Origin of the sequence: Pantoea sp. EKM101V (genome assembly GCF_011800325.1) — a bacterium.
Taxonomy (GTDB): domain Bacteria; phylum Pseudomonadota; class Gammaproteobacteria; order Enterobacterales; family Enterobacteriaceae; genus Pantoea; species Pantoea anthophila.
Window position 1 is genome coordinate 91,530 of record NZ_JAALFP010000001.1, and the last position, 14,999, is coordinate 106,528.

Sequence of the window (14,999 nt, forward strand, 5' to 3'; positions counted from 1 at the left end):
TGCCCCGTTCCGGCAGGCGGGTAGCTGGCGATTTCTCTGGGATATCAAATAATAAGTGGAGAGACAGATGAGTGTAAGTACACCAATGCTGGTGACCTTTGTGGTTTATATACTTGGGATGGTGTTAATCGGTTTTGTGGCCTACCGTTCGACCAAAAACTTTGATGACTACATCCTGGGTGGCCGCAGTCTGGGTAGTGTGGTCACCGCACTCTCTGCGGGTGCCTCAGATATGAGTGGCTGGCTGCTGATGGGATTGCCGGGGGCGATCTTCATCTCAGGGATCTCTGAGAGCTGGATTGCGATCGGTCTGACCATCGGTGCCTGGCTGAACTGGAAAATCGTCGCCGGCCGCCTGCGTGTTCAGACCGAACACCACAACAATGCGCTGACGCTGCCAGACTTCTTTACCAGCCGCTTTGAAGATCACAGCAAAATTCTGCGTGTGATTTCGGCCATTGTGATCCTGGTGTTCTTCACCATCTACTGTGCCTCTGGCGTGGTTGCCGGTGCGCGTCTGTTTGAAAGCACCTTTGGCATGAGCTATGAGACCGCACTGTGGGCGGGGGCGGCAGCCACCATCCTTTATACGCTGGTGGGGGGATTTCTGGCGGTGAGCTGGACGGATACCGTTCAGGCCAGCCTGATGATTTTCGCCCTGATCCTGACGCCGGTGTTTGTGATTATCGCGGTGGGCGGCTGGTCTGATTCGCTGGCGGTGATTGAGGCGAAAAGCCTGGAAAATCTCGACATGCTGAAAGGGCTGAACTTCGTTGCGGTGATCTCGCTGCTCGGCTGGGGCCTGGGCTACTTCGGCCAGCCGCATATTCTGGCGCGCTTTATGGCGGCGGATTCGCATCGCTCAATTCGCACCGCACGTCGCATCGGCATGGCATGGATGGTGTTCTGTCTGGCGGGGGCGGTCGCTGTTGGCTTCTTTGGTATCGCCTACTTCCAGAACAACCCGACGCTGGCGACCGGCGTCAACGACAACGCAGAGCGCGTCTTTATCGAACTGGCACGCATCCTGTTTAACCCATGGATTGCCGGTATTCTGCTGTCAGCGATTCTGGCGGCGGTGATGTCAACCCTGAGCTGTCAGCTGCTGGTCTGCTCCAGCGCCCTGACTGAAGATCTCTACAAAGGCTTCCTGCGTAAAAACGCCAGCCAGCAGGAGCTGGTGTGGGTAGGGCGTCTGATGGTGCTGCTGGTGGCGCTGATCGCGATTGCACTGGCGTCTAACCCGGAAAACCGCGTACTGGGTCTTGTCAGCTACGCCTGGGCAGGCTTCGGGGCGGCCTTTGGACCGGTCGTGCTGTTTGGCGTCTGCTGGAAGCGCATGAACCGCAACGGCGCGCTGGCCGGTATGATTGTCGGTGCGCTGACCGTGCTGGTGTGGAAACAGTATGGCTGGCTGGGTCTGTATGAAATCATCCCAGGCTTCATCTTCGCCAGCATCGCGATTGTGCTCTTCAGCCTGATGGGACGTGAACCTTCAGCCGAAGCGCAGCAGCGTTTTGCCGCCGCTGAGGCGGAGTTCCAGACCAAATAAGCAGAGCGTCAGGAGTGAAGGCCCGTCCCGCAGGGGGCGGGCCTTTTTGTTACAAAGATAAAAGCCTCAGAAATGCAATTATCTCCATCGGCAACTTGTTTTTTTCGCAGCGATAATGATAATCGGTATCGTTTACACTTTACCTGAATTTACCGTTAATTGACGCTGCTTAACATTCAAGAGGCTGGCAATGTTCGTTCCCTTTCTCATCATGCTGCGCGAAGGACTTGAAGCCGCGCTGATTGTCAGCCTGATCGCCAGCTACCTCAAACGCACCCAGCGCACCCAGTGGTTTCCGGCCATGTGGGCAGGCGTCTTTGTCGCCGCGGCACTCTGCCTGGGGCTGGGTCTGTTTATCAATGCCACCACCGGCGAGTTCCCGCAAAAAGAGCAGGAGCTGTTTGAAGGCATTGTGGCGCTGATCGCCGTCGTGATCCTCACCTCCATGGTGTTCTGGATGCGCAGAGTGGCGCGCAATATCAAAGTTGAGCTGGAGCAGGCGGTCGACCAGGCGCTGCAACGTTCGGGCCGGGGCGGTCTGGCGCTGGTGCTGATGGTCTTTCTTGCCGTGGCACGGGAAGGCCTGGAGTCGGTCTTCTTCCTGCTGGCCGCTTTTACGCAGGATGTCGGGTATGCGCCGCCGATTGGCGCGGTGCTGGGGCTGGCGACAGCGGTGGTGCTGGGCATGCTGCTCTACTGGGGCGGTATCCGCCTGAACATGGCGCACTTCTTCCGCTGGACCAGCGTCTTTATTCTGTTTGTGGCGGCCGGTCTGGCCGCAGGGGCGATTCGCGCCTTCCACGAGGCGGGTCTGTGGAATCACTATCAGGATGTGGCCTTCGATCTCAGCAATACCTTATCGACCCATTCGCTGTTTGGCACCCTGCTGGAAGGCGTGCTGGGTTATCAGGAGGCCCCCAGCGTCAGTGAAGTGACCCTTTATTTCGTCTACCTGATCCCGGCCCTGATTCTGTTTTTTATGCCTGCGCGTCCTGCTGCGTCGGCCACTGTGTAATACGACCTTTAACGGGCGCATCTTACGCCCGCAACGTGATAGGGAAAAAGAGATGACAATGCGTTTCCGCCGCAAGGCACTGCTGCTTCCTCTGCTGGCGATTTCTGCTTCTGCGGCGGCAGCCGTTCCTCAGGTTACCGTAAGCGTCAACGACAGGCAGTGTGAGCCGATGAGCTTAACGGTGAAGGCCGGTAAAACTCAGTTTCTGATTAAAAATAACAGCCAGAAAGCGCTGGAGTGGGAGATCCTGAAAGGTGTGCTGGTGGTGGAAGAGCGTGAAAACATTGCGCCGGGCTTCAGCCAGAAGCTGACCGCTAATCTGGAGGCCGGGGAATATGAGATGACCTGTGGTCTGCTGAGCAATCCCAAGGGCAAACTGATTGTGCAGGCGGGGGAGAGCGCGACGCCCGGCGCAACCTCCGCGCGGATGCAGCTGGAAGGCCCGATCACGCAATACAAAGCCTGGGTGACGGAGCAGGTGAATCAGCTGGTGAGCCAGACGCAGGCCTTCACCGATGCGGTCAAAGCCGGGGAGGTCGAAAAAGCCAAAGCGCTGTTTGCCCCGACCCGCCAGTATTACGAGCGCATTGAGCCGATTGCTGAACTCTTCTCCGATCTCGATGGCAGCATTGATGCCCGTGAAGATGACTATGAAAAGAAAGCGGAGGATCCTAAGTTCACCGGCTTCCACCGTCTGGAGAAAGCGCTGTTTGCGGAGAACAGCACTAAAGGGATGACGGGCTATGCCGACCAGCTCAACAAAGATGTGAAAGATTTGCAGGTGCGCATCAGTGAACTGGCCTTCCCGCCGGCCAAAGTGGTGGGCGGCGCGGCCGGTCTGATTGAAGAGGTTGCCTCCAGCAAGATCTCCGGCGAAGAAGATCGCTACAGCCGTACCGATCTGTGGGACTTCCAGGCGAATATTGATGGAGCACAGAAGATCGTTGATCTGCTGCGCCCGCTGGTCAGCAAAGCCAATCCGCAGCTGCTGGCGAAGGTCGATGCCAACTTCAAAAAAGTGGATGCGATCCTGAGCAAATACCGCACGAAGACCGGTTTCGAATCGTACGAGAAACTGAGCACGGCTGACCGCAATGCGCTGAAAGGGCCGGTCACCGCCCTGGCGGAAGATCTTTCCTTACTTCGTGGCACGCTGGGTCTGGATTAATCATGAGTCGTAAGCCAGAGGACGCGCAGCAGCCTGCGCGTCGTCGTTTATTAAAAGGGCTGGGCCTGCTGGGGGGCGCCGCTGCCTTCTCCGGCGGTTGCCCGTTTCATGCCGCCGCCGCTGACACGTTTTCGCCGGGTACGGTAACGCCTCAGGCGCGGCAGCAAAAGCAGCCGTTTTATGGTCAGCATCAGGCGGGCATTATCACGCCACAACAGGCATCGATGATGCTGGTGGCGTTTGACCTGCTCAGCAGTGATAAAGCCGATCTGGAGCGGCTCTTCCGGCTGCTGACCCAGCGCATCGCCTTTCTTACCGCGGGCGGGCCGGCACCGGTCGTCACCAACCCGCAGCTGCCGCCAATGGATTCGGGCATTCTCGGCCCGACGATCGCGCCGGATAATCTCACCATCACCGTGTCGGTCGGCAGCAGCCTGTTTGATGAGCGTTTTGGTCTGGCCCCGCATAAGCCGAAAAAACTGCAGCCGATGACGCGCTTCCCTAACGATTCGCTGGATGCCGCTCAGTGTCATGGCGATCTGCTGCTGCAGATCTGCGCCAACACCCAGGATACGGTGATCCATGCCCTGCGCGATATCATCAAGCACACCCCCGACCTGCTTGGGGTTCGCTGGCGACGGGAAGGCTTTATCTCTGACCACGCGGCACGCAGTCAGGGGCAGGAGACGCCGATTAACCTGCTGGGCTTTAAGGATGGCACCGCGAATCCGGATACGCACGACGCTGCCCTGATGAATCAGCTGCTGTGGGTGACGGCGGATCAGGATGAACCGGTCTGGGCACGTCATGGCAGCTATCAGGCGGTGCGTCTGATTCGCTTTCACGTGGAGATGTGGGATCGCACCCCGCTGGGCGAGCAGCAGACCATCTTTGGTCGCGATAAGCTGAGTGGAGCTCCGCTGGGGATGCAGCATGAGCATGATGTTCCTGACTATGCCCGCGATCCGGACGGGCAGGTGATTGCGCTGGATGCGCATATTCGCCTTGCTAACCCCCGCACGCCAGAGACGGCCAGCAGTCTGATGCTGCGCCGCGGCTACAGTTACTCCGCCGGGATCTCGGCGTCAGGACAGCTGGAGATGGGCCTGCTGTTTGTCTGCTATCAGCACGATCTGGAGCGCGGATTTCTGACGGTGCAGGGGCGACTGAACGGCGAGGCGCTGGAAGAATATATCCGGCCCTTTGGCGGCGGTTATTTCTTTGCGTTGCCGGGTGTCCCGGACGCCAGCCATTATTTAGCCCAATCCCTGCTGGAAGCCTGATTAAATTTCAACCACTGCGGACGGCCCGATTTCTGGCCGTCCGGCTTTTCTTTCCCGTAATCTGACTGACTGAGTTTTAACTGAGAATCAGCCGCAGCTTCGCCGAATTAAAATAATATAAGTGACTGAAATTAATGGTTTTTAAGTGAAATGGTAAAATAAAGGCTTACCCGCGAATAGCAATTCCTTTGCCAGCAGTTAAAATTACTGTTGCAAAGGTTCAGCAAAATGATGCACTTTATTAAACAGGCGTAATCGGACGTGTCGATGTATCACACTGGAGTTCGCGCATGGGTCGAGTCTTTTATGGAAAGTCATTGTCAGTAAATAGATTGCGCCTGACCGCGAGGGCCATTCTGCCTCGTTATTTCTTCCTTCCTTCAACCAACTCTTTTGTCTTACCGTTTCCTTTTTTATCCGGTGTTCAGCCACGCTTCTGCGCTGCTGCATACCCACTATCCTGTCCTGTCATGGCTTAAAAGGAAGCCAACTGAAACCTCTAAAGCGTTCACGTAATCGTAACGGGCCACCGGCCTGACACGGGAAATGAAACCAACTGAAAGGTGCCACTATGGGAAGACAGAAAGCAGTGATCAAAGCGCGTCGTGAAGCGAGAAGAGTGCTTCGCAATGACTCACGGAGTCATCGTCAGCGCGAAGAAGAGTCGGTCACTTCGCTGGTGCATATGGGCGGACTGGATTCGATTGGCATGGCACGCGATGCGCGCGACCGGCTACCGATTGAAGCCCGGAATGAGGCTCAGGCGCACTATCTTAATGCCATAGAGACGAAGCAGCTGATCTTCGCAACCGGTGAAGCCGGATGCGGTAAAACCTGGATCAGCGCCGCAAAAGCGGCTGAGGCCCTGATTCATAAGGATATCGACAGGATTATCGTTACGCGCCCGGTACTGCAGGCAGATGAGGATTTGGGATTCCTGCCCGGCGATATTTCTGAGAAATTCGCCCCTTATTTCCGTCCGGTTTATGACATTCTGGTTAAACGTCTTGGCGCATCCTTTATGCAATATTGTCTGCGTCCGGAAATTGCCAAAGTTGAGATTGCGCCTTTCGCCTATATGCGAGGCCGCACTTTTGAAAATGCTGTGGTGATTCTGGACGAGGCGCAGAACGTGACCGCCGCGCAGATGAAAATGTTCCTGACCCGACTGGGCGAAAACGTCACGGTCATTGTTAACGGCGATATTACCCAGTGCGACTTGCCCGCTGGGGTGCCTTCTGGTCTCGCAGACGCGCTGGCGCGGTTTGAAGAGGACGAGATGGTTGGCATTGTGCGCTTCGGCAAAGAGGATTGTGTGCGTTCAGCGCTGTGTCAGCGCACCCTGCACGCGTACAGCTAGTGTTCGATTGAGTAGAAGTGTAGCGCCCAAACCCGGCTCCGGCCGGGTTTTCTTATTGTGGAGGGCAGGCTCCGCTGTCCATCGGGCTGCGCCCGCTGTCGAACCCCGGCGGGGCTTCTCACCCCCTCTCCGTGCAATATGCAAAAAAAAAGCCTGAACTTTCGTTCAGGCTCTTCTTCAGAATGTGGCGGTGAGAGGGGGATTCGAACCCCCGATACGTTGCCGTATACACACTTTCCAGGCGTGCTCCTTCAGCCACTCGGACACCTCACCACATTTGTTTCGCTGACCGCGCTGGGTCAACGGGGCGGTACTATAGGGAGTCGGCTGAAAACGGTCAAGCACTATTTTTTTCTTTTGATCTATTCGCTTAAGCTCTGAACGAATTGATTTATTCCGGCCTGAAACTGGCCATTTCTCCGCCTGATTTCCCGTCCTGTCTGCGCAGTGGGACAGAGCAGGGCAGCGGGCAGGACGACATCCTGAGCAACATCTCAAACCGGATGCCGTCCCGCGGAAGGCTGAAATCAGCTCTTCACACGGTTAGCGAAGCTTTTGCGCAGCTTCTGCAGCTTCGGCGGGATGACCGCCATGCAGTAGCCGTTGCGCTGACCCGCGCCTTCCCAGTAATCCTGATGATAGGCTTCGGCAGGATACCACTCCTTCAGCGGCTCGATGGTGGTTACCACCGGCACATCATGGTCGGCCTGAGCTCGTTCAATGGCGGCACGCGCTTCCGCTTCCTGCTCAGCATTGGCCGGGAAAATGGCAGAGCGATACTGGGTGCCGATATCGTTACCCTGGCGGTTAAGCTGGGTCGGATCGTGCGTCACGAAGCTGATATCCAGCAGGTCGCCAAAACTCACCTGCTCGGGGTCAAACCCAATGCGGATCGCTTCCGCGTGGCCGGTCGCGCCGCTGCAGACCTGCTCATAGGTAGGATTCGGGCGCGCGCCGCCGGTATAACCACTTTCAACCGACTCTACGCCGATCACATCCTTAAAGACCGCTTCGGTACACCAGAAACAGCCACCCGCGATAACTGCGTATTCGATTGCCATAATATTTTACTCCTGTCAGGTCGAAAGAGGTGAATGGGGGCGCAGCGGAGGGCTTTCAACTAGATCAGCATCTCTGGTTTAAAATCTCCGCTCTTATCCAGCATTTTATCGCTCATCACGCTGAAGCGGCCTTCGCCGGTGTAATGCAGGGTCGCCGGGTATTCAGGCTGTTCGGCCACATGTGCCTTAACGATCTCAAAAATAAACAGGTTGTAGTTAGCCACCATCGAGTCGTCATAGAGCTGGCACTCAAAGCTGGCAAAACATTCGGCAATCATGGGGGCGTTGACCACCTGACCCGGCTCCGGCGTCAGGCCGAATGCGGCGAACTTATCCAGCTGGTCGCCGTGGCTGTTGCCGACCGCCACCACCTCATCAATCAGCGAAGCGGCCGGGATATTAAGGACGCACTGGCCACTGTTGCGAATCAGGGCGTGGCTGTGATTCATACCGGCAATCATGCAGCCCACCAGAGAGGGCGAGAACTCCAGCACCGTATGCCAGCCGAGCGTCATGATGTCCTGCTCATTGTTGTACTGCGAACTGAGCAGCAGCACCGGACCCGGTTCGAGATATTTACGGGCTTTACTGACCGGAAAGGCATATTTGTGCATGCGTTGGCTCATGGCTTAACTCCTTTAACGGAATGTCGTCATTAAGTGTAGAGCACGCAGCGCATGCAGCAGGGGGTAGGCAGAGGGGCGAGGGCGGGCAGCGCGGATATTTTTTCGCCCGCGCCGCGATCTTAATGTTTCCTTAATCTGCAGTCGCGATACTGGCGGCTCCTGTTGAGGAGGTTACTATGAAAACTGTGTCTGCTTCCCTGCCCGTTGCGGCTCCGCGTCCGCTGAGTGAATATGCTGCCCTGCTGATTACCGCAGCGACCCTTATTCTGTTCCTCAGTGCCTGGTTCAGCGCCTAACATCTGACCACGGCCCGGCAACCGCTTCTGTCCCGGCGGTTCTCCAGAAAAAACTGAAACCGGTGTAACTGGACGATGCGGCTGACAATGCTTAGCCCAAGTCCGATGCCGCCGTAGCGGCTGTCCATGCGGATAAACGCTTTACTCAGCTCACCACTTTTACTCTCATCAATGCCCGGCCCCTGATCTTCCACCACCAGCATCGGTTGCGGAGACGCGAGCAGCTGGACAGTGATCGTACTGCTGTCCGGGCTGTAGCGATGGGCATTCTCGACCAGGTTGCGCAGCAGCATCTTCAGCAGCGTCGCATCCCCGCGCACAAACTGCTCCTCCGGCAGATCGAGCAGCAGCGTCTGCTGATGCGCCTCCAGCATGATACTCAGCTCCGCCTCCATCGGCAGGATCACATCTGCAATCAGTCCCACGTTCTGGTAGGTGCCGGAGGTAAAGGACTGGCCGGCGCGCGCCAGACTTAAAAGCTGCGAGACGCTGTGCGTCATCTGATCCAGTCGCTGCACCAGCGGCTGCACTTTCACATCGCTGTTGCGCTCGATTAACTCCAGATGCAGCCGTAAGCCGGCCAGCGGCGTGCGCAGCTCATGCGCCACATCGGCGGTAAACAGACGTTCACGCTCCAGGCTGGTGTTAAGGCGCGCCACCAGCTGATTGATCGCCAGGGTGACCGCCTCGATCTCATGAACCGGACTGTGGCAGGTGATGGGATGGAGATTATCTTCACCCCGACTTTCCAGCTCACGCTGTAGCTGATAGAGCGGCCGGGTGATCCATTTCACCGCCTGGTAGCAGAGCAGCAGCGTCAGCGTAATCATCACCAGGCTCGGCACCGCCAGGCTGGCGACCGCTTCATGGACCTCGCGCTTGACGTGGCTGTCCATGTTGCGCTTCTGCAGCTGCGCTTCCACCAGAAACTGAATCTGCTCTTTACTCTCATGCCAGAGCCAGACCACGCTGATTACCTGAAAGACCAGCAGGATCAGGCCGATGGTCAGGATCAGGCGAAAGCGCATACTGCGGTGATCGAATCGTCCTGTCATGTTGCCTCGCGCGGGGTCTCCTGCGTGACCAGCGCATAACCAAATCCGCGTACGGTGCGGATGGCGCTTTTGCCTATTTTGTCGCGCAGATTATGAATATGAACTTCCAGCGTATTGGTCGACGGCTCGGTCTCCCAGTTATAGATGTCCTGGTAGAGAATTTCGCGGTGAACCGGATTGCCGGCCTTGAGCATCAGCCGTGACAGGATCGCAAACTCTTTCGGGGTGAGATCCAGCAGCACATCGCTGAGCGTGATCTGACGGTGGGTCATATCCAGCGCCAGCGCGCCCACTCTGACCTGACTGTCGCCCTGATTGACGTGGCGGCGGATCAGCGCACGGATGCGCGCCAGCAGCTCATCCAGCGAGAACGGTTTGATCAGATAATCATCGGCACCCGCGTCCAGTCCGGCAATGCGTTCGCTGATGGTGTCGCGGGCGGTGAGGATCAGGACCGGGGTCATCTTCTTCTGCCGCCGCAGACGGATCAGGAAGTGCAGTCCATCCTCGTCCGGCAGGCCGAGATCCAGCACCACCAGACTGTAGAGGCCGCTGGCATAATGCGCTTCCGCATCCCGTACGCTGGTGACGCCATCGCAGACATAACCTTCACCTTCCAGCGCCAGTATCAGACCCTGCAGCAGCAGGGCGTCATCTTCCACTATCAGTATCTTCATTCGTGTTGGCTCCGACACGACGTCAAAATATCATCCGCAGGCACATATTCGTGGGTTGCGGTGCCGGTTAATCCCAGCAGCGTTGAGAACAGATTATCCTGTGAGAAATCGTCTGTCGCCGCCAGTTTATTCAGGCAGGTGCGGTTAACCGCATAACGCTGCTGATAATCCGGGGAGAGCCAGATCAGCAGCGGCACATGCTTTTGCGTATCGGGCGCTATCGCATAGGGCAGTCCATGCAGGTAAGCCCCGTTTTCCCCCAGCGACTCGCCGTGGTCAGAGAGATAGACCAGGCTGGTGGTAAAGCGATCCTGATGCGCACGCAGCACGCCAATCGCCTTATCCACGATGTGATCCACATTGAGCAGCGTATTGTCGTAGGTGTTGATCAACTGCTGCTGTGAACAGTCCTGAATCTGATTCGTGTCACAGGTCGGCTCAAACTGACGGAACTGTGGCGGGTAGCGATGGCTGTAGGTCGGGCCATGACTGCCTATGGTGTGCAGAACGATAATCGCGTTGCCCTTTAACTGGCTGATGTACTCATCCAGGCCGTGGAACAGCACGTCATCATAACATTCGCCCTCAATACACATGCCCGGCAGGTTCAGGCTGGTCATATCCTGATGCGGCACCCGATCGCAGGCTCCCTTGCAGCCACCGTCATTCTCATTCCACAACACGCTGACCCCGGCGCGCTGAATGACATCCAGCACCCCCTCTTCATGGGCCGCCAGCACATCATCATAGTGGGCACGCGGCATGTTGGAAAACATGCAGGGCACGGAGACCGCCGTGGCCGTTCCGCATGAGGTGGTATGCGGGAAGTAAATCACATCATCTTTCGCCAGCAGGGGGTTGGTCAGCCGGTCATATCCGCCCAGCGAGAAATTCTGCGCGCGTGAGGTTTCACCCAGCACCACAATCGTCAGGTTCGGTTTGCCCCGGCTGTGGCTGGCGTCCAGATGGGCATCTTCACCGATCCGTACCAGCGGCACATTCTGCAACTCATGATGCTTATACCAGGAGAGCGTGGCGGCGATGCTATTAGAGGGGCTCAGCGCTTTGACCAGCTCGCGGTTGTTGCGGAACAGCGAGGCGTAATCCTTATAGAAGAGCAGGGCGATCAGCGCGATCAGCATCGCTGATAGGACAATGCTGAGCAGGCGTGCCAGCACCCCGCGCCACTGCTGCCGTTTTATCCGCGGCCAGAACATCATCAGCGCCATCAGCACGCCTGAGGTGAGCAGGGTGAGGAGCAGCTGCGGTGTCAGCAGGGCAAAAGACTCGGAGGCGGTGGTATCCATCATGTTAGTGATCATCGAGCGATCGATCACGATGTTGTAGGTATGTATAAAGTACTGCGCCGACGCGGAGAGCAGAATAAAGAGCGCCGCCAGCAGGCGATCCAGCCAGAAAAATGAGGCCAGCGTAAGCACGATATTGATGACGCTGAAGGCGACCAGCGGCATGGATAAAAACACCAGCGTGGTATGCAGGCTCGTCAGCGGCATCACCGCCAGCACCTGACGGTAATAGACCAGATTAAGGAAAACCGCGATATAGATCGCCGCCAGGAGGAGCAGAGTCAGGCGGCTAATCAGCGGCCTCTTCAGTGTAAACGCCATGTGTGCAGGCACCCGAGGAAAGGAAAGTGTGCTGAGAGTGCGCTTTCAATATTAGGAATACCTTAAGAAGCTTAAGCTTCGTTTCAGGCCGCCGGATCCCCGAAGCGAAACGGCCGCAGCTCTGGCCAGCACTGGCCCGGCGGGCCAGCAGGGGAAGCACCACGCCCCCTGTCTGGGCTACTTTTCTGCTTACTTAACCGCAGCGGCTGGCATGAAAAGTGCATCTTTCTGGCATTACCCCTATTAATGACTACACTTAATCTGAAGATGTTCTCAGTGAGTCAGTATTGTCAGCAACGCGTTTGCACGTTTGAGGAGAGTGACCTATCTATTCACCCAGCTTTGCCCCTCAATCACCGCTTTATCAGAATTTCCCGCTTGCTGACCTGACTGCGTCAGGACATTCTTGTTTCAACTCAATGTTTTATTAAATCTGATTTTCAGGAGAAGTGACGTGACCCAGGTGGAAGAGACACATCCCACGTATCCGGCATTACGCAGCGGACAGTACGCCTTCTTTTTTGATGTCGACGGCACGCTGGCAGCGATACAGTCCCGTCCCGAAGCGGTATTCATTCCTCAGCAGGTCATCGCGCAACTGCAACAGCTTTCTGACCATTGTCAGGGTGCCCTCGCGCTGGTTTCCGGCAGACCCATTGCACAGCTTGATGCGCTGGCCGCGCCCTGGCACGGACCCGCTGCGGGCGTCCATGGTGCAGAGCGCCGCAATGCGCAGGGTGAGCTGCATCGCATCAGCCTGCCTGCCGAGGTCGAGCAGGCGCTCCGGCAGGAACTGCAGGATGCCATGGCAGGCTGGCCAGGTACGCAGCTGGAGGTGAAAGGCATGGCCTTTGCGCTCCATTATCGCCAGGCGATGCAGCATGAGCAGGATGTGATGCGACTGGCCGAACAGTCCGTGAAGCGTTTTCCCGGACTGGCTCTGCAGCCGGGGAAATGTGTCGTTGAAATTAAACCGGCAGGCATCGATAAGGGCGCTGCGATCAGCGACCTTATGCAGCAGGCCCCGTTTGCCGGACGTACCCCCGTTTTTATCGGTGACGATTTGACCGACGAGAAGGGCTTTGTGGCGGTTAACGCGCAGCAGGGCATCTCGATTAAGGTCGGTGAAGGTTCCAGCCAGGCCCATTATCGGCTTACTGATGTCGATGCGGTTTACGGCTGGCTGGAAAAAACATTATTACTATTAGAGCAAGACAACGTCGGTAAGGAGTTTAGGTTATGAGTCGTTTAGTGGTTGTATCTAACCGTGTCGCCATGCCAGATGGGTCTAAAACCAGTGCAGGCGGTTTGGCCGTCGGCATCCTCGATGCCCTGAAAAGCACGGGTGGATTGTGGTTTGGCTGGAACGGTGAAATCAGCGAGTTTTCTGGTGAAGAAGAGGAGCAGGTCAGCGTTCAGGAACATGAAGGCATTGAGTATGCCTCTTTCCCGCTCAACCAGAACGAATATGATCTCTACTATTGCCAGTTCTCCAATACCGTCATCTGGCCCGCTTTCCATTATCGTCTCGACCTGGTGCAGTTCCAGCGTGAAGCCTGGGAAGGGTATTGTGACGTTAACGATATGGTTGCGCAGCGTCTGAAACCGCTGATTAAGCCTGATGATATTGTCTGGATCCACGATTATCACTTTTTACCGTTTGCCGCCGCGCTGCGCCGCGCGGGCATTAATAACCGCATTGGTTTCTTCCTGCATATTCCGTTCCCGACCCCGGAAATATTCAATGCACTGCCGCCGCATAAAGAGCTGCTGGAGATGCTGTGCGAGTATGATCTGCTCGGCTTCCAGACCGAATCTGACCGCGTGGCTTTCCTCGACAGCGTCAGCCAGCTAACGCAGTTGCAGAATAAGGGCGATAAAAAGCACCGCGCCTTTGGCAATACCTTTATGACAGAGGTTTACCCTATCGGGATTGAGCCGGACAGTATTAAAGAGATGGCCGAAGGACCTCTGCCGCCAAAAATGGCAGCGATGAAAAAAGAGCTGGGCGATGCGCGCAACATTATCGCCTGTGAGCGTCTCGACTATTCCAAAGGTCTGCCGGAGCGTTTTCTGGCTTATGAAGCGCTGCTGGAGAACTTCCCGCAGCACCGCGGCAAAATCCGCTACTCGCAGATTGCCCCGACTTCGCGCGGCGATGTGCAGGCGTATCAGGATATCCGTCATCAGCTGGAGACCGAAGCCGGGCGTATCAACGGTAAGTACGGCACGCTGGGCTGGACCCCGCTTTACTACCTTAACCAGCATTTTGACCGTCGCCTGCTGATGAAAATCTTCCGCCTGACTGACGTCGGCCTGGTCACGCCGCTGCGTGACGGGATGAACTTGGTCGCTAAAGAGTATGTCGCCGCTCAGGATCCGGACGATCCCGGCGTTCTGGTGCTCTCCCGCTTTGCCGGGGCCGCCAACGAGCTGACCTCAGCGTTGATCGTGAACCCTTATGACCGCGATGAAGTGGCGGCGGCACTGGATAAAGCGATTACCATGCCGCGGACGGAAAGGATCTCGCGCTACAACGACATGATGGCGGTATTGCGTAAGAACGATATTACCGCCTGGCGTGAAAACTTCCTGAAAGACCTGGAAGCCATTTCCCCGCGCAGCGCTGACCACGGCACCGATAATAAGGTCGCGACCTTCCCGAAACTCGCCTGACCTCGTTAACAACGGCGGCGATATCCCTGCGATATCGCCGCCGTTTTTCGTCCCACCGCTTTTCAAACCTTTCTGCAGGCACCACACCTTATCTGCTACGCCGTTTTCGGCGCATTGCGTCTGGCAGGCCGATCAGGGCGTGAGGCTGGCCCGATAAATGCAGCCCACGCAGAAATCCCGGTCTGTGGGGCTTATCCACTTTCTTTACCTTTTTAACTCAAGTTTTAGCCCCGCGTGCTGATACTTATAGTGCCATCGTATGCATACCCCTCAACTCATTCGGCTTTCTTATGTAAACCCTTGTTACATCAGGTGCCGGTTCCTTAGCGACCCCTTGTCACTGTTAACGCCAGGTTGTCAGAAGGCCTTCTCACAGCCGTTATACCCTGACGATTTATTTACATACCCGCAGCGTTGCTCCCCTTAAGTAACTAATTTCACAGCAAATACCCGGCCTGTATTTCAGCATAAAATGCTGATTACTCATCTTTAAATGGTTCTAAATAGGGTGTTAAAACGATTAACACCCATTATTCATTCCGGACTGCGCAAACCGTCGAATAACGCTGCTTTTACCCCCTATTAAACCTTTCTCAGGACAA

At 56.4% G+C, this 14,999-nt stretch carries 12 protein-coding genes and 1 tRNA gene; 7 read left to right on the top strand and 6 right to left on the bottom strand.

Annotated features, from left to right (window positions below; translation table 11 throughout):
- Positions 1 to 67: 67 nt before the first annotated feature.
- The 5 genes from putP (at position 68) to phoH (ending at position 6,378) form a co-directional block, all read left to right on the top strand.
- Positions 68 to 1,552, top strand: coding sequence for a sodium/proline symporter PutP (gene putP, locus HFD92_RS00510; protein WP_140923187.1), 1,485 nt, complete (start codon positions 68 to 70; stop codon positions 1,550 to 1,552).
- 190 nt (positions 1,553 to 1,742) lie between these two features.
- A complete protein-coding gene (gene efeU / locus HFD92_RS00515; RefSeq protein WP_058958334.1) occupies positions 1,743 to 2,567 on the top strand; it encodes an iron uptake transporter permease EfeU in 825 nt (274 codons plus the stop codon).
- 52 nt (positions 2,568 to 2,619) lie between these two features.
- Positions 2,620 to 3,735 (top strand): iron uptake system protein EfeO, encoded by a 1,116-nt coding sequence (efeO, locus tag HFD92_RS00520; RefSeq protein ID WP_111207734.1) that lies wholly within the window; start codon positions 2,620 to 2,622, stop codon positions 3,733 to 3,735.
- A 2-nt stretch (positions 3,736 to 3,737) separates the two neighbouring features.
- Entirely contained in the window at positions 3,738 to 5,018 is a 1,281-nt protein-coding gene (efeB, locus tag HFD92_RS00525; protein ID WP_140923184.1) for an iron uptake transporter deferrochelatase/peroxidase subunit, read from the top strand.
- A 571-nt stretch (positions 5,019 to 5,589) separates the two neighbouring features.
- A complete protein-coding gene (gene phoH / locus HFD92_RS00530; protein WP_009089645.1) occupies positions 5,590 to 6,378 on the top strand; it encodes a phosphate starvation-inducible protein PhoH in 789 nt (262 codons plus the stop codon).
- Positions 6,379 to 6,563: 185 nt separating this feature from the next.
- Here the strand turns inward: phoH and HFD92_RS00535 are convergent.
- The 6 genes from HFD92_RS00535 to eptA form a co-directional block, all read right to left on the bottom strand.
- A tRNA-Ser gene (locus HFD92_RS00535) sits at positions 6,564 to 6,651 on the bottom strand.
- 254 nt (positions 6,652 to 6,905) lie between these two features.
- On the bottom strand, positions 6,906 to 7,439 hold the full coding sequence (msrA, locus tag HFD92_RS00540) for a peptide-methionine (S)-S-oxide reductase MsrA (protein ID WP_111207736.1): 534 nt from the start codon (positions 7,437 to 7,439) through the stop codon (positions 6,906 to 6,908).
- Positions 7,440 to 7,498: 59 nt separating this feature from the next.
- Entirely contained in the window at positions 7,499 to 8,065 is a 567-nt protein-coding gene (locus tag HFD92_RS00545; protein WP_009089649.1) for a flavin reductase family protein, read from the bottom strand.
- 292 nt (positions 8,066 to 8,357) lie between these two features.
- The gene (gene pmrB / locus HFD92_RS00550) at positions 8,358 to 9,416 is read right to left on the bottom strand and encodes a two-component system sensor histidine kinase PmrB (RefSeq protein WP_167428092.1); all 1,059 of its coding nucleotides are present in this window, start codon (positions 9,414 to 9,416) and stop codon (positions 8,358 to 8,360) included.
- Positions 9,413 to 10,093, bottom strand: coding sequence for a two-component system response regulator PmrA (gene pmrA / locus HFD92_RS00555; RefSeq protein WP_046102013.1), 681 nt, complete (start codon positions 10,091 to 10,093; stop codon positions 9,413 to 9,415). Before pmrA ends, pmrB begins: the two co-directional genes overlap by 4 nt.
- Complete coding sequence (gene eptA / locus HFD92_RS00560) at positions 10,090 to 11,721, bottom strand: phosphoethanolamine transferase EptA (RefSeq protein WP_111207738.1); 1,632 nt, start codon at positions 11,719 to 11,721, stop codon at positions 10,090 to 10,092. The genes pmrA and eptA overlap by 4 nt, the downstream gene beginning before the upstream one ends.
- Before the next feature lie 454 nt (positions 11,722 to 12,175).
- On the opposite strand from eptA, the gene otsB reads away from it, so the two are divergent.
- Both otsB and otsA read left to right on the top strand, forming a co-directional pair.
- Positions 12,176 to 12,964 (top strand): trehalose-phosphatase, encoded by a 789-nt coding sequence (gene otsB / locus HFD92_RS00565; protein WP_009089658.1) that lies wholly within the window; start codon positions 12,176 to 12,178, stop codon positions 12,962 to 12,964.
- Positions 12,961 to 14,397 (top strand): alpha,alpha-trehalose-phosphate synthase, encoded by a 1,437-nt coding sequence (otsA, locus tag HFD92_RS00570; protein ID WP_009089660.1) that lies wholly within the window; start codon positions 12,961 to 12,963, stop codon positions 14,395 to 14,397. Before otsB ends, otsA begins: the two co-directional genes overlap by 4 nt.
- Positions 14,398 to 14,999 lie beyond the last annotated feature (602 nt).

Excerpts from the sequence above, each read along its gene's own strand:
- efeB (WP_140923184.1), top strand. The coding sequence starts at position 3,738 with ATGAGTCGTAAGCCAGAGGACGCGCAGCAGCCTGCGCGTCGTCGTTTA.
- eptA (WP_111207738.1), bottom strand. The coding sequence starts at position 11,721 with ATGGCGTTTACACTGAAGAGGCCGCTGATTAGCCGCCTGACTCTGCTC.
- HFD92_RS00545 (WP_009089649.1), bottom strand. The coding sequence starts at position 8,065 with ATGAGCCAACGCATGCACAAATATGCCTTTCCGGTCAGTAAAGCCCGT.
- putP (WP_140923187.1), top strand. The coding sequence starts at position 68 with ATGAGTGTAAGTACACCAATGCTGGTGACCTTTGTGGTTTATATACTT.
- efeU (WP_058958334.1), top strand. The coding sequence starts at position 1,743 with ATGTTCGTTCCCTTTCTCATCATGCTGCGCGAAGGACTTGAAGCCGCG.
- efeO (WP_111207734.1), top strand. The coding sequence starts at position 2,620 with ATGACAATGCGTTTCCGCCGCAAGGCACTGCTGCTTCCTCTGCTGGCG.
- otsA (WP_009089660.1), top strand. The coding sequence starts at position 12,961 with ATGAGTCGTTTAGTGGTTGTATCTAACCGTGTCGCCATGCCAGATGGG.
- msrA (WP_111207736.1), bottom strand. The coding sequence starts at position 7,439 with ATGGCAATCGAATACGCAGTTATCGCGGGTGGCTGTTTCTGGTGTACC.
- pmrB (WP_167428092.1), bottom strand. The coding sequence starts at position 9,416 with ATGACAGGACGATTCGATCACCGCAGTATGCGCTTTCGCCTGATCCTG.
- pmrA (WP_046102013.1), bottom strand. The coding sequence starts at position 10,093 with ATGAAGATACTGATAGTGGAAGATGACGCCCTGCTGCTGCAGGGTCTG.
- phoH (WP_009089645.1), top strand. The coding sequence starts at position 5,590 with ATGGGAAGACAGAAAGCAGTGATCAAAGCGCGTCGTGAAGCGAGAAGA.